The sequence below is a fragment of the Polaromonas sp. P4_H1 genome (assembly GCF_056400945.1).
Genome location: NZ_JBFUKG010000007.1, coordinates 109,425 through 129,531 on the forward strand (window position 1 = coordinate 109,425; position 20,107 = coordinate 129,531).

Consider the following 20,107-nt stretch of genomic DNA (forward strand, 5'->3'; position numbering starts at 1 on the left):
AAGACTTCCGGGACTTCCTGGACTTCAAGGAGCCGTACCGCCTGGTACCAGGCCCCGATCCTGTCTGATTGCGCAGTCCCGATTTATGGCCTAGCATGAATTTTCCCGTCAACAACTTCAAGCGAGGGGTTCATCATGATTCGACTGGCCTGGTTGTCTTCAGTCGCAAGCGCGGCTTTTCTGGTCGCGGCCTGCGGCGGAGGCGATGGCGGCACGGCAACACTGACAACTTCCGAGCCGATCGACAAATACGTTGGCAACTGGACCAACTGCCAGGCCACCGTCGTTAGCGGCGTCAATGTCTCCGCCCTGACGAGCTTCACGGCCACCAAGATCAACGCGACCCATGGATCCTTCACGACGACGGTCACCATTTTTGCCACCTCCAGCTGCGACGTTGTCAAGCTCTCGGGTCCCACCGCGGTCCCGAAACTCTCGGGAAGCGTGGCCATCGACAGCCCGGGATCGGGGCCCTCCGGGTCTGACAGGATCACCATCACGCCGTCGACCCTCCCGAGCTTCAAGGACCTCGCGCTCGTCACCGGCGGCCTGTTGCAGTTTGGCGATGCGGGCAGTGCCAAGGACGCCCAGGGCTATCCCACAGCCCTGGACAGCAGCTTCATCCTGATCAAGCAGCCGTGAGCAGAAGGGCCGCGCGGCCGCCCCTGCCGCGTGGGCCGGGCAAGGCCTACACTTCGGTCATGCAGATTTACATGGTCGGCGGTGCGGTGCGCGATGCCTTGATGGGCCTGACGGTGCAGGACCACGATTGGGTGGTGGTGGGCGCAACGCCCGAGGACCTGGTAGCCCTGGGCTATCAGCCGGTGGGCAAGGATTTCCCGGTGTTTCTGCACCCTGAAACCCGCGAAGAGTACGCGCTGGCACGCACCGAGCGCAAGACCGCGCGCGGCTACCACGGCTTTGTGGTGCATGCCGATCCGGACGTCACGCTCGAGCAGGATCTGGCACGGCGCGATCTCACCATCAATGCCATCGCGGCTCCGGCCCGTTCGGCAGGCGCCGCAACCGGCGCCACACCCGCCTTTGAAGCTGATTTTGCGGCACTGATCGACCCGTATGGCGGCCAGCGGGACATTCGGGCCAAGGTCTTGCGGCACGTAACCGACGCCTTCCGCGAGGACCCGGTGCGCATTCTGCGGCTGGCCCGCTTTGCCGCCCGGTTTGCGGATTTTTCCGTGGCGCCCGAAACCCTGGCGCTGATGCGGGACATGGTGGAGGACGGCGAAGTCGATGCGCTGGTGCCCGAGCGCGTCTGGCAGGAGCTGGCCCGCGGCCTGATGGAAGACAAGCCCTCGCGCCTCTTTGACGTGCTGCGCGACTGCGGCGCATTGCACAGGCTGCTGCCGGAAGTCGCCAGGCTCTGGGGCGTGCCGCAGCGCGCCGAACACCACCCCGAGGTCGACACCGGCGTCCACCTGATGATGGTGATGGACATGGCGGCGCAACTCCAGACATCCTTGCCCGTGCGCTTTGCCTGCCTGTGCCACGACCTGGGCAAGGGCACGACCCTGGCGCCTGGCGCCGGTGTCATGCCGGCGCAGGGAGGCACACCCCAGTCGCCGGAATTCTGGCGCATGAAAATGGAGGCCGACCCCCAGCTGGGACGCCACGTCGGCCATGAGGAGCGCAGTGCGCGCCTGCTCAAGGGCGTATGCGAGCGCCTGCGCGTGCCGGTGGAATGCCGCGAGCTGGCCGACGTGGTGGCACGCGAGCACGGCAACATTCACCGCAGTGCCGGGTTCGGCGCGGCGGCCGTGGTGCGCCTGCTGGAGCGCTGCGATGCCTTTCGCAAGCCCCAGCGCTTTGCCGACGTGCTGCTGGCCTGCGAGTGCGACGCCCGCGGCCGTCTCGGGTATGAGCATTCGCCGTATCCCCAGCGCCAGCGGCTGCTGGATGCCCTCGCCGTCGCCCAGTCTGTTGCCACGCACCAGGTAGCCGCCGACGCACAGGCCGCCGGGCAGGATGGCAGGCAGATTGGCGAGATGATTCGCCAGGCGCGCGTGGCTGCGGTGGGCAAGAACCCCGGCTTTTTTGCTGCGGGCACTTCCGAGTAACTCCGAGTAACCCCGAGCGACCGAGTGACCTGCTACCTCTAACGAAAAAAACACAAAAAACAAAAACGAAGACGAAAAAGCGAAGCTGGCCTACATCCATGTCACAAGGGTTTTGCTAAGGTGAGTACTGATGCAGTTCTTCCATCCACCCCTGCAAATGGGCTCGCCCCGCCTGCCCCTGATCGGGCCGCAGACCGCGCTTTTTCTCGATTTCGACGGGACACTGGCCGACCTGGCGCCGCTGCCCGGCGCCGTGCAGCTGACCGCGGAATTGATCCCCACCCTGACCCAGCTCGCAGTCCGGCTGAATGGCGCGCTGGCCATCGTGTCCGGGCGCACCCTCACGGACCTCGACCGGTTTCTAGAACCCCTGCAGCTGGCCGCGGCGGCCGAGCACGGGTCACAACGCCGCCAGGCGAATGGCCAGGTCATCAGCGCCGCCGCCCCTGATCTGCAGGAGGTGGTGCGCCGGGCCGCGGCGCTGGCCGCACGCCATCCCGGCCTGCACCTCGAAATCAAGTCCGCGGCCGTCGCCCTGCACTACCGCCAGGCCCCCGACCTCGAAACGCTGGTGCTGCGGGTCATGCGGGAAGCGGCCAACAGCACACCGGGCGCAGAATTGCTGCATGGCAAGTGTGTGTTTGAAATCAAACCGGCCGGCGTCAGCAAGGGAACGGCCATTGAGGCTTTCATGGGAGAAATGCCGTTTATGGGCCGCCTGCCCCTGTTCGCGGGCGACGATGTGACCGACGAAGCCGGGTTCTCCGTCGTGCAGTTCCTCGGCGGCCAGGGCATCAAGGTCGGCGAAGGCGTCACGCTGGCCAGGCACCGTTGCGCGGCGCCGGCCGTACTGCGGCAGTGGCTGCAGGCCGCCTGCCAGGAATCGGACCACTGGCGTGGGACCAGCCCATGACGGCCCCGAACGACTCCGCGCGCTTTGTACCGCCCGCCGAACCCTCGCTCGCGATGGGCGTGATCGGCAACTGCGCGTTCAGCGCGCTGATCGACATCCGCGGGCGCATTGTCTGGTGCTGCCTGCCGCGCTTCGACGGCGACCCGGTGTTCAACGCATTGCTGCAGCCCGGCACCGGCCGGATCGATGGCAACACGCCCTCTGCCGAAACGCTGCCCAGCGCTTTTTCCATTGAGATCGAGGATTTTGCCGAATCCAGGCAGTGGTATGAGCCCAATACCGCCGTGCTGCGTACCCAGTTGTTTGACAAAAACGGGCAAGGCATAGAAATCACCGATTTCGCGCCGCGTTTTTTCAGCCGCTCGCGTTTCTTCCGGCCCCTGACGCTGGTGCGGCGCGTGCGCCCCCTCTCTGGTGCGCCGCGCATTCGCGTCTCGCTCGACATTCGTTTTGACTGGGGCCGGCGTGCACCGCTGATCACCCAGGGCAGCAACCACCTGCGTTATGTGGGAGATGCGATGACGCTGCGGCTGAACACGGACGCTCCGCTGTCGCACCTGCTGGCCCGCCAGCCTTTCGTGCTGACCCGCGAGCACAACTTCCTGCTGGGCGCCGACGAGTCGCTGGCAGAGGGCATTGCGGACACAGCGCGGCTGTTCGAGCAGGAGACCGTGTCGTACTGGCGCAAATGGAGCCAGCGCCTGCACATTCCGCTGGAATGGCAGGAAGCGGTGATACGCGCGGCGATCACGCTCAAGCTGTCCCTCTTCGAAGACACCGGCGCCATTGTTGCGGCCATGACCACCAGCATTCCCGAGGCGCCGGGCAGCCAGCGCAACTGGGACTACCGTTTTTGCTGGTTGCGCGATGCTTTTTTTGTGGTGCGCGCCCTCAACGGCCTGTCGGAGGTCGGCACCATGGAGGACTACCTGCGCTGGCTCAGCAACGTGGTGGTGCAGGCCAACGGCGGGCACATCCAGCCGCTGTATGGCATTGGCCTGGAGCGCGAGTTGCCCGAGTCGGTGATGGACCATCTGGGCGGCTACCGCGGCATGCGGCCCGTGCGTGTGGGCAACCAGGCGCAGGAGCATTTCCAGCATGACGTGTATGGCAATGTGGTGCTCGGTGCGGCGCAGGCCTTTCACGACCACCGCCTGCTGCACCGAGCCGGACTGGCCGAGTTCCAGCGGCTGGAGGCGGTGGGCGAGCAGGCCGCGCGCACCTACGACCAACCCGACGCCGGCATGTGGGAGCTGCGCACGCGCGCGCGCGTCCACACCTCGTCGGCCCTGATGTGCTGGGCGGCCTGCGACCGGCTGGCCAAGATCGCCCTGGTGCTCAAGCTGCCCGAGCGGGCGGCTTACTGGCAGGACCATGCACAGCGCATGCAGGAGAACATTTTGCGGAAGGCCTGGAGCGAGGAACGCCAGGCCTTTGCCGAGAGCTTTGGCGGCCGCGACCTGGACGCCAGTGTGCTGCTGATGATTGAAGTGGGCTTCATCGACCCGAAAGATCCGCGCTTCATTGCCACCGTCGACGCGCTGGAAACCCATTTGTGCGACGGCCCCTACATGCGCCGCTACGAAGCCCCCGATGATTTCGGCAAGCCCGAGACCGCCTTCAACATCTGCACCTTCTGGCGCATTGATGCGCTGGCGCGGATTGGGCGCAAGGCGCAGGCGCGCGAGATTTTTGAAACCATGCTGGCGGCGCGCAACCATGTGGGCCTGCTGTCCGAAGACACGCACCCGACCACGGGCGAGATGTGGGGCAACTTTCCGCAAACCTACTCCATGGTGGGCATCATCAATGCGGCGGTCCGGCTCTCGGCGCCTTGGGATTCACAGATATGAACACCCCCGTTGAGGACTCACTGCGTGTAGCCTCCTCCCCCCTTGCAGGGGGCGGCGCCTGCGGGCCGGCGAAGCCGGACCAGCGGCCCCTGCTGAGTCGATCCGGCTCCCGAAAATATGCACACCCCCGTCGGCGGCTCACTGCGTGTAGCTCCTGCCCCCCTTGCAGGGGGCGGCGCCTGCGGGCCGGCGAAGCCGGACCCGCGGCCCCTGCTAAGCGTAGCAAGATCACTTCATCGATGAACGCGCTTTTTCCGCCGGGCCGCCCCAAGGAAAAAACGGCCCCCTCGGAGGGCAACGCAGTACACGAAGTGACAAGCGTGGGGGCCATGTCATGAGCCGGCTTGTCGTGGTGTCCAACCGCGTGGCCGATCCGCGCAAGACGGCTGCCGGTGGGCTGGCCGTGGCGCTGGGCGATGCGCTCAATGCCACGGGTGGACTCTGGTTTGGCTGGAGCGGCACCGTCGTCGAAGGGGGTGCGCCGGGGGAAGGCGAGCTGCATGTGCAGCAGGCGGGCAACGTCAAGCTGGCCACCGTGGACCTGTCCGCCGACGACCATGCCGGCTATTACCTGGGCTACAGCAATGGCGTGCTCTGGCCGGTGTTTCACTACCGGATCGACCTGGCGCGCTTTGACGCCGGCTACATCCGCGCCTATCGCCGCGTCAACCAGCTGTTTGCGCGCAAGCTGATGACGCAGCTGCGGCCGGACGACATCATCTGGGTGCATGACTACCACCTGATTCCGCTGGCGGCCGAGCTGCGCGCCATGGGCGCCACCCAGCGCATCGGTTTTTTCCTGCACATTCCCCTGCCGCCGCAGCAGGTGCTGGCGGCCATTCCCCAACATGAATGGCTGATGCGGGCCATGTTTGCCTACGACCTGTTGGGCTTTCAGAGCGATGCCGACCTGCAAAACTTTTCGCGCTATGTGCAGGCCGAGGCCGGCGCCGAGGACCTGGGCGACAACCGGTTTCGCGCTTTCAACCGCACCGTGCGGGCAGGCTCCTTCCCGATTGGCATTGACGTGGATGAATTTGCCGCGCTCACCCACGCCAAGGAAGGGAACGACATGTACGAGCGCATGAGGGACGAATACTCCCGGCGCAAACTGTTGCTGGGCGTGGAACGCCTGGACTACTCAAAAGGCCTGCCCCAGCGCCTGCGCGCTTTCAAGGGCCTGCTTGAAAAATACCCGGAAAACATCCGCAGCGCCACGCTGATCCAGATCGCCTCACCGAGCCGCGAAGACATGGGCACCTACACCGACCTGCTGCAGGAGCTCGAGAGCCTGTGCGGTGCCATCAACGGCGACTTTGGCGAGTTGGACTGGATGCCCGTGCGCTACATGCACCGCAACGTGGCACGCAAACGCCTGCCCGGCCTCTACCGCGTGGCGCGCGTGGCGCTGGTCACGCCGCTGCGCGACGGGATGAACCTCGTGGCCAAGGAGTTCATTGCCGCGCAGGACCCGGCCGATCCGGGGGTTCTGGTGCTGTCGCGTTTTGCCGGCGCCGCCGAACAGCTGAAGGAAGCCCTGCTGGTGAACCCCTACGATACGGACGGCACGGCAGACACCATCCAGCACGCCCTGCGGATGCCGCTTCAGGAGCGGCAGGGACGGCACCAGAAGCTGCTGAAAAATATCCGTGAGCAGGATGTGCACTGGTGGCGCAAGACATTCCTCGACACGCTGCGCGAAGCCGAAAGTGACTAGCCAGGTGACCAGCCTTTTACCTGACCTTTTTCAGGGACACCGCCGCTTGCAGCAGAAACCGAAGCAGAAAGTTCAGGACACGATATAGGCGGCAGCAGCGCTGGAAAAAAGCGTTCCGTCCGCCCCCAGAAACTCCATGCGCGTATTGGCCACCCGCGACCCCAGGCGCAACACCTCGGCCCGCAGTTCAAAATGCTCGCTGATGCCCGGGCGCAAATAATCCACCCGCAGGTCAATGGTTCCCAGCCTGGAAAACCGGTGCAGGCGCTGCAGCGGGGTCTCGTCCATGTGTCGCGCGCCGATGGCCGCCATCACCGCGAGCCCGCCCATGGCATCCAGGCCGGCGCTGATCACGCCGCCGTGAACGCGGTTGTGGGCGTAGTGGCCCACCAGTTCATGCCGCATGTCAATGCGTGCCGTGACCCGCTGGGGCTGGATTGACGTGATCTTCAGGCCCAGCGTCTGGTTGAAAACAATTTTCTCCTCGAAGATGGTTTTCAGGCCGGTGATGAACTCTTCTTCAAATTCTAAAACTGAAGGCTCGGGATTGGGATTGGGATTGGGGTGGGGTGAAGATCGGGTCATGGGTTGATTGTCATGCAGTCGGGTCGCGCGCGCGCTCGAGCAGCAGCTCCCGCTCCCGCAGGTTGCCGGCCAGCTGCGCCGCCCGCTCGAATTCGGCCCGCGCCTCGTCAAGGCGGCCCAGCTTGGCGAGCAGATCCCCGCGCACGCCGGGCAGCCATTGATAAGCCTGCAGCGACGGCTCCTGGCGCAGCGCGTCAATGATCTCCAGCCCGGCCGCGGGCCCGAACGCCATGCTGACGGCGACCGCCCGGTTCAGCTCCACGACCGGCGAGGGCGCGGTCTGCGCCAGCGCGTCGTACAGCGCGGCAATGCGCGCCCAGTCGGTCTCCGCCGCCGTGGGCGCCCGCGCGTGGCAGGCCGCAATCGATGCCTGCAGCGCATACGTGCCGAGCGGATGGCCACGTGCGCCGCACAGCGCCTCGGCCCGCGCGAGCGCGGCCAGGCCTCTGCGAATCAGTAGCCGGTCCCAGCGGCCACGGTCCTGCTGCGCCAGCAACACGGGGCGGCCCGAGGCGTCGACGCGTGCGGCGGCGCGCGAGGCCTGCAGCTCCATCAGCGCGACCAGTCCCTGCACTTCGGATTCGTCGGGCGCCAGCTCCGCCAGCATGCGGCCCAGGCGCAAGGCCTCGTCGGTGAGCGCCGGCCGCATCCAGTCCTCGCCCGCGGTGGCGGTGTAGCCCTCGTTGAAAACCAGGTAGACCACCTCGAGCACCGAGGCCAGCCGTTCGGCCAGCGCGTCGCCGACCGGCACCTCGAAGGGCACGCGCGCTTCCCCCAGTGTGCGCTTGGCACGAACGATGCGCTGCGCAATCGTCGGCTCGGCCACCAGGAAGGCCCGGGCAATCTCGTGCGTCGTCAGGCCGCCCAGCAGCCTCAGCGTCAGCGCCACCCGCGCTTCGGTCGAGAGCACGGGGTGGCAGGCGGTGAAGATCAGCCGCAGCAGATCGTCGCCGATCTGGTCGGCCCGGGCGGCGTCGAGCCCATCGACAAAATCGGGTACGACCAGCGCCTCCTGCGCCTCCAGGTCATGGCCGATCTGCGCCAGCTTGCTGTCGAGCAGCTTGTGGCGGCGCAGGTGGTCAAGCGCCCGGTTCTTTGCGGTGGTCATCAGCCAGGCGCCCGGGTTATGGGGCACGCCCTCGGTGGGCCAATGCTCCAGCGCCGCCACCAGGGCGTCCTGCGCCAGTTCCTCGGCCAGGCCGATGTCGCGCACCATGCGCAGGACGGCGGCCACGATCTTCGCGGACTCGATGCGCCAGACCGCGGCAATCGCCTGGTGCGTGGCTGAATGCATGGGCAAGCGTCCTCAGGCCCCGCCCGTTCAGGCCTGCTGGGGCGTGGCCGGGGCTGCGGCCATGTCCATGTACGCCAGCTCCCAGATGTGGCCATCCAGGTCCTCGAAGCCGTGGCCGTACATGAAGCCGTGGTCTTGCGGCGCGTTAGGCACGGTGGCGCCGGCGGTGCGCGCCTTGGCCACGAGCTCATCCACCTCGGCGCGGCTCTCGCACGACAGGCACACCAGCACCTCGGTGCTCCTGGTGGTGTCGGCCACCGCCTTTTTGGTGAAGGTCTTGAAGAAGCTTTCGACCAGCAGCATCACGTAGATGCTGCCGTCCGCCACGACCATGCAGGCGCCCTGCTCGTTGGTGAACTGCGGGTTGAAACTAAAACCGAGTTTGCCGAAGAACGCCTTCGAGCGTTCCATGTCCTTGATGGGGAGGTTGACGTAAATCTGGCGGCTCATGAAGTACTCCTTGGAATAAGCAATGAATGAATGAATCGATTTGAAAAACCGGGTTGAAACCGGATTGAAAAAATGGAACGCTCAGGCGCGCTCGGCCCGGGCCTTGAGGTTGGCGAGCCCTGCTTCGAAGTCGCGGCCTATCATGCGGTCCATGTTGAGGAACACGCCCACCAGTTTGCCCACGAAAGGACTCGGGCCGTGCATGGCCCAGGTGACCTCCGTGGCATCGCCGCGCGGCGCCAGGCTGAACTCGACGACGTTGTGCCCTTCAAAGGGTTCGAGCATGTCCAGCTTCATCGTGACCTTGCCAGGCGGCGAGGACTCGATGATCTCGATGCTGCCTTTGCCGACATCCTTGTTGCCCTGAAAGTCGTAGCCCGCCCCGGGGCCGCTGGCCGGGCCGCGGTAGCTGCCCTTGATGGCCGGGTCTTTCTTCTCGTAGGGGTTCCAGGTGTTGAACTGGCGCAGGTCGTTGATGAGCGGGTACAGCGTGTCGGGCGCAGCCTTGATGCTGGCGCTGCGCTGCACACGGAAGGTGTCGGGCCGGGTGGCGGCAAAGATCAGCAGCGCGCCAATGGCGGCAACAGCGATGAGGGCCAGGGTCTTGATCATGGCGCGCTCCCTCACTTCTGGCTGGGTGTGTTCATTTTGCGGAAGCGCTCGACCGACTCGCTGGCTACAAAGTCGTCCAGCTCGTAAAGCTGGCGCACCTCGATCACGGCCGGCGCGTTCTCGCCCACAGGGTTGGGAAAACGGCGCGACCACTCCAGCGCCTCTTCGCGCGAGCGCACCTGGATCGTGGTGAAGCCGGCAATGAGCTCCTTGCTTTCGGCGAACGGGCCGTCGACCACGGTCCGCTTCTGGCCGTCGTAGTGGATGCGCCAGCCCTTGCGGCTGGGCTGCAGGCCGCTGGCGTCCAGCAGCACGCCGGCCTTCGACAGCTGCTCGTGATAGTCGGCCATGGCGGCCATCAGCTTTTCGTCCGGCGACTGGGGCGTGGTCTCGGCCTCGAACTCGGGGTTGGATTTGACGATGATCATGAATCGCATATCGGTTCTCCTGGGTGGTAAACGGGTAAACGGTAGCCAAATTGCTGGCTTCCACTCACACGACGAACAAGCCGACGGGAAATCGACACATGACAGCTAGGTATAAACCCTAGATACACGACTGATCAGCCTCGACTGATCAACCTTCGTAACAAGGCGCCAGCGCCCGCACCTCGAGCGTGGCCCACTCCGCCGCCGGGCACTGCTTCGCGATGGCAATAGCCTCCTCCCGGCTGGCGCAGTCGACCAGGAAGAACCCGCCGACCATCTCCTTGGCCTCGGCGAACGGGCCGTCATGAACCTGGGGCCGGCCTTCGCGGACCTGAACCCGGCTGGCTTCGGCCTGCGAGCCCAGCGACTCGACGCCCAGCAGCAGGCCGCGGGCCTTCAGCTCATCGGCAAAGGTGAGCATGCGCCCGTAGACGGCGCGGCCTTCGGCTTCGGTGCGGGTGGCCCGCTGCCCGACGGGCTCGTGGATCAACAGCATGTAGGGCATCGCAATTTCCTCAATCGACAAAGAAGTCGGGAATGAAATCTTTCGTGCCCGGCGTCACCGAATATTTTTCCAGGTCGGTGATGCCGCGCGCGGCCAGCAGTTCGTCGTCAATATAAAAATTGCCGGTGTTCGAACTCGGGCTGGTCAGGATCAGGTAGGCGGCGTCAGACAGGATCTCGGGCGTTCGGCAGCGCTTCACGTCCACTCCGGGCAGCATCTGCAGCGCGGCGGTGGCAATGGCGGTGCGCGGCCACAGGCTGTTGACGGCGATGCCGTACTTTCCGAACTCGCCCGCATGCCCCAGCGTGCACATGCTCATGCCGTACTTGGCCATGGTGTAGGCCGTGTGGTGCTCAAACCAGCGCGGCTTCATCGACAGCGGCGGCGACATGGTCAGCACATGCGGGTTGCGCCCGGCCTGTGCGGATTTTTTCAGCTCGGCCAGGCAGGCCTGCGTGCACAGGTAGGTGCCGCGCGCATTGACGCCGTTCATCAGGTCGTAGCGCTTCATCGGCGTGTGCTCGGTGTCGGTGAGGCTGATGGCGCTGGCGTTGTTGACCAGGATGTCGATGCCGCCAAAAGTCTCCACGGCCTTGACCACGGCAACTCTCACGGCGTCTTCGTCGCGGATGTCCACGGCCAGCGCCAGCGCCTGGCCGCCTGAGGCCCGGATTTCTTCGGCGGCGCTGTAGATGGTGCCGGGCAGCTTGGGGTTGGCATCGGTGGTCTTGGCCACGATGACCACATTGGCGCCGTCGGCTGCGGCCCGGTTGCCGATGGCCAGCCCGATGCCGCGCGAGGCACCGGTGATGAAGAGGGTCTTGCCTTTGAGATTCATGAACGTCTCCTGTTTTAATTTGCGATGTTTTTGATTGCTCACCACCCCATATCGACAGCAGAGACAGGCTTTTTTTCTTGCTTTGTTCCTGATAACCCCCGAGCCCGTCCCGCCGCCTCACACCTTTGAGAAGTCCGGCTTGCGCTTCTCCATGAAAGCACCAAACGCTTCACGCGCGGCCGGCTCGCCGAGCATGCGGCCGAAACTGGCAGCCTCTTCGGCCATGCGTTCGGCCACGATGCTGGCGTTGCCTTTTTTCATCAGGCGCTTGGTTTCCATCAGCGCACTCAGCGGCTTGGCCGCCAGCTTGAGGGCCTGCCGCTGCGCCAGCGCATTGGCCTCGGCAGGCGGCACGATGCGGTTGACCAGGCCAAGCTCCAGCGCGGTTTCCGCCATGAAGGGCTCACCCAGCAGCAGGGCCTCGGCCGCGCGCGGGTAGCCCATCAGCTGCGGCACCAGCAAGCTCGACGCCGCCTCCGGGCACAGGCCCAGATTGACAAAGGGCATGGAAAACGCGGCATTGTCCCCGGCATACACCAGGTCGCAGTGCAGCAGCAGCGTGGTGCCAATACCGACGGCCGGGCCGCACACCGCGGCCACCAGGGGCTTGGGAAAGCTGCTGATGCCGCGCAGGAAACGAAACACCGGCGCATCGGGCGTGGACGGCGGCTTGTTCAAAAAGTCGCCAATGTCGTTGCCCGCCGAAAAAATGGTTTCATGCCCCTGGATCACGACGGCGCGCACGGCGCTGTCGTGGTGGGCCGCTTCCAGCGCGTCGGCCAGGGCAGCATACATCGCGGCGGTGATGGAGTTTTTCTTGTCCAGGCGGTTCAGCGTAATGGTCATCACGCCCGCTTCGACATGGCTGAGGATTTCGGGAATGGCGCCGGCTGATGTGCTGGAAGATGTGCTGGAAGATGATGAGTTCATGATGATTTCAGGGTTGGGATGCCAGGTGCGAAAAGCCCCATGGCGATGCCGAAAATATAGTCCTGTTGTCTTATGGTCCGGGCTATGCCGGTCAAGTTTATTCCTTGTGACGTCCTTGTGATTCCTGTTTATTCCTTGTAATAAACCATCTGGCTGCTGGTCGCCAGCAGGGCGCCCGCCTGATTCCAGACCTGCACGGCCTGGTCAAAAAAGCCGTTGCGGAAGTTCTGGCCGCGCGCCTGGCCCAGCAAATGCCCCTCGCCGCTTTGCGCCAGCTGCTGGCTGTCTGCATGAAAGTACACCGTGATCGACACCGTGCCGGCCGGCACCCGGGTGGCGCGGCGCAGCCAGACGCGGGGGTAAAACGCATCGGCCATGGCCGTCAACGCGAGAAAGTCCAGCGGGCGCGGCGGCTCGTCGCGTACCCAGAGCTGCGTCAGGCTGCCCTCTTCACCACCCTGGTCGCCGCCATCCCAGACCTCTGGAATCATGCCGCGCACCATGCGCATGTCGTAGCGGCGGGTCCACTCGGACGAGCCGAACTGCAGCCGAGGCAAGGTGTCTGAAAACCCGACAGCGGGCATGGGCGTGTCGTTCGCGCTCCAGGTTTCGCGCCGCGCGGCCGTCACCGCGGTCGCGGTCATCACCACCCCCTCCGCACCCGACGCATCGGCCTGCAGCAGCTCAACCGTCCAGTGCTGTGTCGAGCGGTTGGTGCGTACAGGCGTGGCCGTGATGCTGAATGGCCCTTCAGCCATGGCGCTGGCGTAGTTCACGGTCAGGGCGATCGGCTCGCCCAGCAAGGACGGGTGCAGCAAGATCGCCTGCAAAGCCGTGGCCGCCGTGGTGCCGCCAAACGGCCCAACCATGTTCCAGTAGGCCGGGCTGCTGGCGCCCAGCCAGGTGTTGGGCCGGTCACTGCCGGCGGCTTCAAGCCGAAGGGCCTGGTCAAAAGGGTGTTTATTCATGACCCAATAGTGTGAAGCAGGAAATCGGCGAAGGCAGTCGTCTGCGCGACGCCGGACGTCACTTTTTCACCATTTGAGGCCGGATGGTCAACTCAAGACGCCCGCGCCCCAGGGGTTGTCGATCACGAAGAGCCACTTGCCATCGGCCTGTCTGCGCAATACGTCTGAGGTCACGCCGTCCATGCGCGCTGGCGCGCCGTCAGGACCCGTCCCGTTGAGCGTCCATCGCACGACGGAGAGAGCGATGTCACCGGCTGCGACCAGCGTTTTCTTTTCAGGGACCAAGGTCGGCTTCATCGCGAGGAACCCGTTCAGCGCTTCACGTATGGCCGCGTGCCCCTCGACTATCTGACCTGGCTGTGCCACCAGAGTTGCCTTTGGCTCGTAGAGCGCAATGACGGTATCAATATCCCCGCGATTGAACGCGTCAAAGAATGCCTGGACGGCATCTTCCGGTTTGTTGATGAACATGTTGCCTCCTGCGTTTTGATGGCGCCTCAGGAATGTTGACGCGGTCTTGGCGGGCACCCTTTACCAATTTCCGCAGCGGGCTCAAGGACGCTCGATTCGACCCATGGGTGCCAATCGGGCAGGCCATTGAAGTTGCCTGTGACGTTTGAACTCGTACGGTACTGCAATTCTGCCCTCGGTGCGCGCACGATGAAAGTTGTTTAACGCGGCACAGGTTTCAAAGCCCGGCAAGACAATGATCTTCGGGCTAGCCCCAATATCGTTCAGTTAAGTTATTCACCCTGAGTAGGAATGACCAAAACCCTGACTTGTCATTGCGGGCCTGACCCGCAATCCATGGATCCCGGATCAAGTCCGGGATGACAAACCAGGGGCAAGGGCTTAACTGCACCGTATTGGAACTAGCCCGCATTCCCGGAAATGGCACGAGAGAGATTCTCACGGGCTCGCTGCTCCAGGGCCAAGTGGAAGTGGTCTGTGCTGTAGATGCGCCCTCTGCCCAGGAATGATGTCAAGATCGCACGACGCTTGCGCCTGAATATCCAGCCCGGAACAAAGGCGTACTCGTCCCGAATCTGCTGCTCATACTCTTTGAATCGCTCGTCTGACGCTCCGAGAATGGACAGATCCACATCCACAAGTAGTTGCTGGTCACCATGGGTTGGAACCTCTGTGTGCCGCGTGGCCTTGACAAGATCGTGCACGCGATTGACTGCGTCCGGCGGCACCGATGCCGTCTCAAGCTCCCGCCTGGACCAGTCAGCACTTTGCGCTTCGTTGTCGCCACGCTTGACGTCGTAAATGGCGTCATGGAACCACAGCGCAAGTTCAACTTCCGCAGGTCTCTGCGCAAGGGGACGAACTGTTTCGAACGTCTGCAGGCACTCGGTGAGATGCTGGAGCGTGTGGTACTTGCGATGCGGCTCGCCATACGACGCCACTAGCTCTTCGTACAACGAGGAGCCACTGGACTTGGCTCCGATATCGCGCCAGGCGCGCTCAAATGATGATTGCAGAGAGAGCATTTGATACGTCCAACCAAAGCGCACGCAGGGAACGCGACGCGTCCGGGAGCCCTACCGCACGTTCGCCACTGCACCCGTCCAGTCGACAATTTCCTTGATCGAAGCAGATGGTGCGCCCAAGTGACTGGAGCTTGGCTCATACAACCTGGTACGAGGATTCCTTGGAAGCGCATCAAACATCTGCTGCTTGATTTTGAGCAGCCCCGGATAGTCGTTTGTCGGGGCGATGAACAAGACAGGCGTGGCCGGATTCATGCGTTGAATTGCTTCCAGCAGGTTCATGGCACCCTGGGGATCGAACCAGGTCAAGTAGGCTGCGGGAGGGGCAATCACGGGGTAGGTCCCCTTGGCGCCCTCGAAATCAAAAAGCCTTGCCTTCTCGCCACCCTTTCCTTCGGCAACGAGCCTACGTGCCAACTCGACGGATTCACCCAGCTTTTCCCGAAATAACGAGCTGCCAACACTTCCCCCGGGAGCGATCGCAATCACACCATCGACGGCATGCCTGGTTCCGAAATACAGTGCGAACAGCCCGCCCTGGCTGTGCCCTGCAACAAATATCTTTTGAGCACCTTTGCTGCGTAGCGAGCTCAATACCGCCTCGACTTCTGCCTCAGCCGCACTGACGGGGACATCGTAATTTCGGCCTCCTGACCAGGGCATCTCCAGATTTTCGACGAGGTATCCCTGCCCCTCCAGCGGAGAGACCAGATCCGAGATATGTTTCATCGGGGAGCCACCCTTGCCATGCATAAGCACAACGCCAATCTTGCTGTTGCTGGCTTGAGCGATCGCACTCTGCGGCAGGAATGCGCAGACGATCAAGAAGGTCAGAGCAAACAAAATGCGATAAAGAACGGAAGCCATCACTTTCTCCTGACAAGGGCCAACGAAGCTATATATAAACCCGTTTTCAAGCGGCTGAGCACACGCGCACACGCCGGGATGATTCACGGTGGAGTATTTTTCAGACATGCTCGAAGTGTGCCGGATTTTGGGCTGCCTTGACACTTGCTCACGTCGTTGTGGCCTGTCTGGTATCCCGCCCTATTGGAACAACGGCGGCACCGGCGCTGCGTTGCACAAGATTCAGACTCGAAGTGAACCGCGGAAACCTCTGGCAGCGTAGTACGACTGCGCGCCGTTGTGATAAACGAACACCTTGCCATAGCGTCGATCACAGAAGAGGGCTCCGCCGAGTGCTCTAACGTCAGACGGCGTTTCGATCCAGCTGGAAGTCTTCGTATCAAAGTCACCGAGCTTCTGCAACTCTCGGTACCGCTCCTCCGTCAGAAGGTTGATGCCCATCGCGGCGGCCATTTCGACTGCGCTGTTCTCTGGCTTGTTCTCTTTCCGGGACTCACGCGCTTCAACGTCGTAACAGGTACTTCTGCGTCCTATGGGAGTTTCCGGGGAGCAGTCGCAGAAGGTGAAGTGACCGGACTCTTTGTCCTGACCAATGACATCCGGTTCACCACCCGTGGCTTCCATTCCTTGTAGCGACCCAAGTGCATCAGAATTGCCTTCGAGCCTGGCCAGTACTTCTGCCCATGCGATTCCAACATGTCGGTGCATGTTTTTCTCAAAGCGAGCCTTCAGTACCTGGAGCAGATCTTCGCGTTCTTGTGCCTTCATGGTCTTCTCAGTGTGTTCACGATCGATTGCGGATCAGTGATGTTCTTGTTAAGCGCGGCGTAAATACAAAGGGTCTCACAGCATTAGCTTGTCATTCCAATGCCAAAATGCTCTCGCAGTATGTCTGCATACTCATCTTGACTCGTTAAGATTCGCTCTTGTCGCCCGCCATTCTTGGACGTTGTGATAAAACGCATCCCGCTCAGGGTAATGCGCCCTTCCTCGGTCACCCGCGAGCAGATGCGTGCTCTGGTGAAATTCGACTGCGGAGAAGTCTGGTGGTAGCGGCACATCCCGGCATAGTCAGCATACTCATGGGGCTGTAAGGTAAAGCGATACTGAGCCTTCCATTCTTCCCCACTATCACGCCGCGCCAGAACCAAGTGAGCACCGTCCTCAAGAATTCGGTAGGTGCGTTCTCCCTCCACTTGCTCGCCCCGGTGATCAAGCAGCAGCGGCTCAACGAACGAATCCCCAAAGCCCACGTCCACAAGCCAACGCCGATCTAACGAAACCATCAGCGCCATGTGGTCGAAGTCCGGGCCGAACCCGCCTTCTGCATTCGCAACTCCGGCTGACAGCATAGCCACATCAAAGCCCAGTCCACGCAATAAGGCCGCAAACAGACCGTTGGCCTCATAGCAGAAGCCGCCGCGTCTACGCTCAACGATCTTGGCAAACAGAGCTTCATCCTCAAGAACAATCGGCTCATTGGCATGAATACTTAGATTCTCAAAAGGCACAGCCAACAGATGCGCGACTTGCAACTCGCGCAAGGTCTCAGCAGTAGGCGCAAGCGAGCCGTGATAGTTGATGCGTTCGAGGTAAGCCTTGGTGTTCAACTAAATCTCTCCACAAACTGCGTAAAACTCGTAAGCGCCTAATCATGCTACATAACCGACCCGTTCCGGTGACCAAGGCCACGCACCTCGATTGAAGAGAACGTCACTCTGATCTCTTAAGTTCTTTCAATTCGCTAACTGCCTGATCCTCTGCGACGAGACCAAAGCCGTATGCAACTGGTACATAAACCGTACCTGGTAGAACTATAGGAATTCCCCCTAGTGAAGGTTCGAACCGGAAAAACTTTCTTTCGCCAGCCGCCAATGTAACTTCGGTGGTGATCGGCTTAAATGACCCCATAAAGCCTGCCTTTAACTGCAGGACATGGGTTCCGGCTGCTGTGGGCAACGACACAAACCCAGCATTCCTTAGGGTAGCAACCTCACTTCCATCCAAGTTCACGTAATAGCTCACACCACCTCGGACAAAACGATCTGGTCGATAGACAACGATTTCGGCAGAGTCTGAATTGAGCTTTGTTACCTCTTGGAACTTAGGCCCAGTAGCGGCGCAACCGAACAGGAACAGAGGTGCGAAACCTAACAAGATGAGGTGTCGAAGTGGCACATGCATGCCTGGGAGTCTTTGGATATTCATGGAGCGCAAAAAACGGAGGGGATTTCAAAGGGCTAACGAATGAAAGTGGGATTCCCCTGATTTCACGGACACACCATTAAGCTCGCGTAGCGTTTTTCAAACTCTACCGGGCTCAAGCCATTGAGCGTCGAATGCCGACGCCTGGGGTTGTAGAACCTCTCAATGTAGTCAAAGATATCGGCTCGGGCTTCGTCCCGCGTCTTGTACCTGGAGCGGAACACTCTTTCGATCTTCAGCGTCGAGAAGAAACTCTCCATCGCCGCATTGTCCCAGCACTCTCCCCGGCGACTCATGCTGCAGGTAATGCCCTGATCAGCCAGCAGGCGCTGGAAGTCTTCGCTGGTGTACTGGCTGCCCTGGTCGGAGTGATGCATCAGCTGTGTGGGCTTGCCCCGTCTCCACAAGGCCATCATCAAAGCATCAATCACGAGCTGGGCCGTCATGCCCGAGCTCATGGACCAGCCCACTGCACGGCGGGAGTACAGATCGAGTACCACTGCCACATACAGCCAGCCTTCTGCCGTCCAGACGTAGGTGAAGTCAGCCACCCAGCGTTGATTGGGCTGGGCAGCTTCAAACTGGCGATCCAGGATATTGGGCGCGATGCCATGTTCGGGGCGCTGACCACTGTCGCCGGGCAACCGTCTGCGCTTGCTACGGGCTCTTAACTGGGCCGCCTGCATCAAGCGGGCCACCCGGTTCTCCGAGCAGGCCTCGCCCCAGTCCTGAAGATCGCGCCACACCCGTGGCGAGCCGTAGGTGCGGTCACTGGCTGCAAAGCTCTCGCGGATGCGGGCCGTCAGCAGTGCATTGGTCTGGCTGCGTTTGCTCGGGCAACGAGCCGCCCAGTCGTAGTACCCACTGGCCGAGACGCTCATCACCCGGCACATCGCCCTGACCGGCCAGACGCTGCGGTGCCGGGCAATGAAGCCGTACTTCACGATGGGTCTTTCGCGAAGTAGCCGAGCGCTTTTTTTATGATGTCGCGCTCCATCTTGACGCGGGCCAACTCGCGTTTGAGCCGCTCGATCTCCTGGGTCTGCGCGTTCTTCAGGGGCCGCTCAGTGGCCTTGTCTGCTGGCTCTGAGCCGTATTCCTTGATCCAGCGGCGCAGCACGCTTTCGTGCACGCCCAGGTCCTGGGCCACCGTGGCTACTGCGTTGCCGGGCTGCAGCGCTTGCCTCACAGCTTCGCGCTTGAACTCGGCTCCAAACTTTCTTCGGGTGTTTCCCATCTCTCACTCTCCTCGCTCTTTCAGCGTTTAAGAAAGTGTCCGTTATTTCGGGGGAATCCCAGGATTTATCTCCTTTAAAGCGCCAGGAAGGGAGAGCAATATTTCGTGTTCTGCTTCTTCTACTACGATGACTCGAGCCGTGATGGCAGCGCCCTGGTACATGGGCTCCACGCTAAGGCTGCCGAGTAGGTCGGTAGCTAGAAATCTCTCGCGCGCCGCGGCGGCTGGCTCAAGAGCATGGTCAAGCCGGGAAAAATCCAGCTCGGCACGCCAGTGATCGTAAGCTAGGTCGGCTGGCGCAAACGCTGATGCCAGATTGGCTCCCACGCCCTCAAGTTGACTAAAAAAGGCTGATGCCTCATTCAATCTCGCCGAAGCGAGCGCAGCTTCGCGTAGGGCATCAAACTTGTGGAAGGAGGCAAAAGCTGTTGCAGACGCAATTGATTGAGCAATGCCAGTGCTCATGGTCTGCATGGACTCAAATATCTTGCTCGCCCGCGCGGCTTCTTCGAGATGCTTTTGTGTGGCAGCGACCGATGCCAGCGTATCGTTCATCCGTTCAAATTCTGACGGCTGGATTACCGAGCGAATAAGTTCATCAAAGCGAGTTTGCTGGCGGACTACTTCCTCGTACCGCGCTTGAACTCGATTGATTTCCTCGAGGTATGGACGAACTTGCAGGGCAATTCTGTCAATCGAATCTTGGATTTCTTTAACCCGCCCCAAGGCTTCCTGATTAAGCAGCAGGGGATACGGATGCTTTGACATAGGCATTGAGAGGCTAACGAGGCTGTATATAAACCCGTTTTTCAAGCGGCTGAGCGCACGCTCACAAGCCTGGATGATTCATGGTGGAGTATTTTTCTGACATGCTCGGTGTGCGCCGGATTTTGGGCTGCTTTGACAATTTGCTCACGTCGTTGTGGGGGAGTCCATATACGAAAAGTTAGAACCAAACATGGGTTTCAGTATCAAGAAAAGTACTTTATATAAACATACATTCCAACCCATGGGGTTAGTGCCAATATTACAAATAGTGTTTTAACTAATCTTGATTTGAACGTACTGCGTTTTTCAAGATTTTGCGTAAGGCGAAGGGAATATTTATATATAAATCTTAGTATAAAAAACACT

The 20,107-nt window shown here is 61.7% G+C and carries 22 protein-coding genes; 5 read left to right on the forward strand and 17 right to left on the reverse strand.

Annotated features, from left to right (window positions below; genetic code table 11):
- The first annotated feature begins 135 nt into the window (after positions 1-135).
- The 5 genes from AC1DS5_RS11110 (at position 136) to otsA (ending at position 6,558) form a co-directional block, all read left to right on the forward strand.
- Positions 136-642, forward strand: coding sequence for a hypothetical protein (locus tag AC1DS5_RS11110; RefSeq protein WP_477718314.1), 507 nt, complete (start codon positions 136-138; stop codon positions 640-642).
- 59 nt (positions 643-701) lie between these two features.
- Positions 702-2,075, forward strand: a complete 1,374-nt coding sequence (locus AC1DS5_RS11115; protein WP_477718426.1) for a multifunctional CCA addition/repair protein — start codon at positions 702-704, stop codon at positions 2,073-2,075.
- 130 nt (positions 2,076-2,205) lie between these two features.
- Positions 2,206-2,988, forward strand: coding sequence for a trehalose-phosphatase (gene otsB, locus AC1DS5_RS11120; RefSeq protein WP_477718315.1), 783 nt, complete (start codon positions 2,206-2,208; stop codon positions 2,986-2,988).
- Positions 2,985-4,841, forward strand: a complete 1,857-nt coding sequence (locus AC1DS5_RS11125; RefSeq protein WP_477718316.1) for a glycoside hydrolase family 15 protein — start codon at positions 2,985-2,987, stop codon at positions 4,839-4,841. The genes otsB and AC1DS5_RS11125 overlap by 4 nt, the downstream gene beginning before the upstream one ends.
- Before the next feature lie 334 nt (positions 4,842-5,175).
- Positions 5,176-6,558, forward strand: a complete 1,383-nt coding sequence (gene otsA, locus AC1DS5_RS11130) for an alpha,alpha-trehalose-phosphate synthase (UDP-forming) (RefSeq protein ID WP_477718317.1) — start codon at positions 5,176-5,178, stop codon at positions 6,556-6,558.
- Between the two features lie 72 nt (positions 6,559-6,630).
- On the opposite strand, the gene AC1DS5_RS11135 is transcribed toward otsA, so the two are convergent.
- From AC1DS5_RS11135 to AC1DS5_RS11215, 17 genes are all read right to left on the reverse strand, one after another.
- Positions 6,631-7,143, reverse strand: coding sequence for a thioesterase family protein (locus AC1DS5_RS11135; RefSeq protein WP_477718318.1), 513 nt, complete (start codon positions 7,141-7,143; stop codon positions 6,631-6,633).
- Positions 7,144-7,153: 10 nt separating this feature from the next.
- Complete coding sequence (locus AC1DS5_RS11140) at positions 7,154-8,437, reverse strand: RNA polymerase sigma factor (RefSeq protein ID WP_477718319.1); 1,284 nt, start codon at positions 8,435-8,437, stop codon at positions 7,154-7,156.
- 27 nt (positions 8,438-8,464) lie between these two features.
- Positions 8,465-8,887, reverse strand: coding sequence for a VOC family protein (locus tag AC1DS5_RS11145; RefSeq protein WP_011484807.1), 423 nt, complete (start codon positions 8,885-8,887; stop codon positions 8,465-8,467).
- A gap of 81 nt (positions 8,888-8,968) precedes the next feature.
- Complete coding sequence (locus AC1DS5_RS11150) at positions 8,969-9,499, reverse strand: SRPBCC family protein (protein ID WP_477718320.1); 531 nt, start codon at positions 9,497-9,499, stop codon at positions 8,969-8,971.
- 11 nt (positions 9,500-9,510) lie between these two features.
- The gene (locus AC1DS5_RS11155; RefSeq protein WP_477718321.1) at positions 9,511-9,936 is read right to left on the reverse strand and encodes a YciI family protein; all 426 of its coding nucleotides are present in this window, start codon (positions 9,934-9,936) and stop codon (positions 9,511-9,513) included.
- 139 nt (positions 9,937-10,075) lie between these two features.
- Positions 10,076-10,432: a YciI family protein gene (locus AC1DS5_RS11160; RefSeq protein WP_477718322.1), complete on the reverse strand. Its 357-nt coding sequence runs from the start codon at positions 10,430-10,432 to the stop codon at positions 10,076-10,078.
- 10 nt (positions 10,433-10,442) lie between these two features.
- Complete coding sequence (locus tag AC1DS5_RS11165) at positions 10,443-11,270, reverse strand: SDR family oxidoreductase (protein WP_477718323.1); 828 nt, start codon at positions 11,268-11,270, stop codon at positions 10,443-10,445.
- A gap of 117 nt (positions 11,271-11,387) precedes the next feature.
- The gene (locus AC1DS5_RS11170; protein ID WP_477718427.1) at positions 11,388-12,152 is read right to left on the reverse strand and encodes an enoyl-CoA hydratase; all 765 of its coding nucleotides are present in this window, start codon (positions 12,150-12,152) and stop codon (positions 11,388-11,390) included.
- A gap of 176 nt (positions 12,153-12,328) precedes the next feature.
- A complete protein-coding gene (locus AC1DS5_RS11175; protein WP_477718324.1) occupies positions 12,329-13,168 on the reverse strand; it encodes an acyl-CoA thioesterase in 840 nt (279 codons plus the stop codon).
- An 87-nt stretch (positions 13,169-13,255) separates the two neighbouring features.
- Positions 13,256-13,639 (reverse strand): YybH family protein, encoded by a 384-nt coding sequence (locus AC1DS5_RS11180; RefSeq protein ID WP_477718325.1) that lies wholly within the window; start codon positions 13,637-13,639, stop codon positions 13,256-13,258.
- Positions 13,640-14,040: 401 nt separating this feature from the next.
- Entirely contained in the window at positions 14,041-14,664 is a 624-nt protein-coding gene (locus AC1DS5_RS11185; RefSeq protein ID WP_477718326.1) for an HD domain-containing protein, read from the reverse strand.
- 51 nt (positions 14,665-14,715) lie between these two features.
- On the reverse strand, positions 14,716-15,531 hold the full coding sequence (locus AC1DS5_RS11190; RefSeq protein WP_477718327.1) for an alpha/beta fold hydrolase: 816 nt from the start codon (positions 15,529-15,531) through the stop codon (positions 14,716-14,718).
- A 222-nt stretch (positions 15,532-15,753) separates the two neighbouring features.
- The gene (locus AC1DS5_RS11195; RefSeq protein WP_477718328.1) at positions 15,754-16,299 is read right to left on the reverse strand and encodes a DUF4256 domain-containing protein; all 546 of its coding nucleotides are present in this window, start codon (positions 16,297-16,299) and stop codon (positions 15,754-15,756) included.
- Positions 16,300-16,382: 83 nt separating this feature from the next.
- Positions 16,383-17,141, reverse strand: a complete 759-nt coding sequence (locus tag AC1DS5_RS11200; protein ID WP_477718329.1) for an arylamine N-acetyltransferase family protein — start codon at positions 17,139-17,141, stop codon at positions 16,383-16,385.
- Between the two features lie 103 nt (positions 17,142-17,244).
- Positions 17,245-17,715 carry a hypothetical protein gene (locus AC1DS5_RS11205; protein WP_477718330.1) on the reverse strand — a complete coding sequence of 157 codons (471 nt, stop codon included), beginning with the start codon at positions 17,713-17,715 and terminating at the stop codon, positions 17,245-17,247.
- An 86-nt stretch (positions 17,716-17,801) separates the two neighbouring features.
- Positions 17,802-18,973, reverse strand: a protein-coding gene (locus tag AC1DS5_RS11210) for an IS3 family transposase (protein ID WP_477718331.1) whose coding sequence is annotated in 2 segments (ribosomal slippage) — positions 17,802-18,706 and positions 18,706-18,973 — 1,173 coding nt in all. Because the reading frame shifts where the segments join, the coding sequence is not laid out codon by codon here.
- 42 nt (positions 18,974-19,015) lie between these two features.
- On the reverse strand, positions 19,016-19,741 hold the full coding sequence (locus AC1DS5_RS11215) for a hypothetical protein (RefSeq protein WP_477718332.1): 726 nt from the start codon (positions 19,739-19,741) through the stop codon (positions 19,016-19,018).
- Between the last annotated feature and the right edge of the window lie 366 nt (positions 19,742-20,107).

What these genes read in the sequence shown, in the direction of transcription:
- AC1DS5_RS11110 (WP_477718314.1), top strand. Translation starts at nt 136, where the DNA reads ATGATTCGACTGGCCTGGTTGTCTTCAGTCGCAAGCGCGGCTTTTCTG.
- AC1DS5_RS11115 (WP_477718426.1), top strand. Translation starts at nt 702, where the DNA reads ATGCAGATTTACATGGTCGGCGGTGCGGTGCGCGATGCCTTGATGGGC.
- otsB (WP_477718315.1), top strand. Translation starts at nt 2,206, where the DNA reads ATGCAGTTCTTCCATCCACCCCTGCAAATGGGCTCGCCCCGCCTGCCC.
- AC1DS5_RS11125 (WP_477718316.1), top strand. Translation starts at nt 2,985, where the DNA reads ATGACGGCCCCGAACGACTCCGCGCGCTTTGTACCGCCCGCCGAACCC.
- otsA (WP_477718317.1), top strand. Translation starts at nt 5,176, where the DNA reads ATGAGCCGGCTTGTCGTGGTGTCCAACCGCGTGGCCGATCCGCGCAAG.
- AC1DS5_RS11135 (WP_477718318.1), bottom strand. Translation starts at nt 7,143, where the DNA reads ATGACCCGATCTTCACCCCACCCCAATCCCAATCCCAATCCCGAGCCT.
- AC1DS5_RS11140 (WP_477718319.1), bottom strand. Translation starts at nt 8,437, where the DNA reads ATGCATTCAGCCACGCACCAGGCGATTGCCGCGGTCTGGCGCATCGAG.
- AC1DS5_RS11145 (WP_011484807.1), bottom strand. Translation starts at nt 8,887, where the DNA reads ATGAGCCGCCAGATTTACGTCAACCTCCCCATCAAGGACATGGAACGC.
- AC1DS5_RS11150 (WP_477718320.1), bottom strand. Translation starts at nt 9,499, where the DNA reads ATGATCAAGACCCTGGCCCTCATCGCTGTTGCCGCCATTGGCGCGCTG.
- AC1DS5_RS11155 (WP_477718321.1), bottom strand. Translation starts at nt 9,936, where the DNA reads ATGCGATTCATGATCATCGTCAAATCCAACCCCGAGTTCGAGGCCGAG.
- AC1DS5_RS11160 (WP_477718322.1), bottom strand. Translation starts at nt 10,432, where the DNA reads ATGCCCTACATGCTGTTGATCCACGAGCCCGTCGGGCAGCGGGCCACC.
- AC1DS5_RS11165 (WP_477718323.1), bottom strand. Translation starts at nt 11,270, where the DNA reads ATGAATCTCAAAGGCAAGACCCTCTTCATCACCGGTGCCTCGCGCGGC.
- AC1DS5_RS11175 (WP_477718324.1), bottom strand. Translation starts at nt 13,168, where the DNA reads ATGAATAAACACCCTTTTGACCAGGCCCTTCGGCTTGAAGCCGCCGGC.
- AC1DS5_RS11180 (WP_477718325.1), bottom strand. Translation starts at nt 13,639, where the DNA reads ATGTTCATCAACAAACCGGAAGATGCCGTCCAGGCATTCTTTGACGCG.
- AC1DS5_RS11185 (WP_477718326.1), bottom strand. Translation starts at nt 14,664, where the DNA reads ATGCTCTCTCTGCAATCATCATTTGAGCGCGCCTGGCGCGATATCGGA.
- AC1DS5_RS11190 (WP_477718327.1), bottom strand. Translation starts at nt 15,531, where the DNA reads ATGGCTTCCGTTCTTTATCGCATTTTGTTTGCTCTGACCTTCTTGATC.
- AC1DS5_RS11195 (WP_477718328.1), bottom strand. Translation starts at nt 16,299, where the DNA reads ATGAAGGCACAAGAACGCGAAGATCTGCTCCAGGTACTGAAGGCTCGC.
- AC1DS5_RS11205 (WP_477718330.1), bottom strand. Translation starts at nt 17,715, where the DNA reads ATGCATGTGCCACTTCGACACCTCATCTTGTTAGGTTTCGCACCTCTG.
- AC1DS5_RS11215 (WP_477718332.1), bottom strand. Translation starts at nt 19,741, where the DNA reads ATGTCAAAGCATCCGTATCCCCTGCTGCTTAATCAGGAAGCCTTGGGG.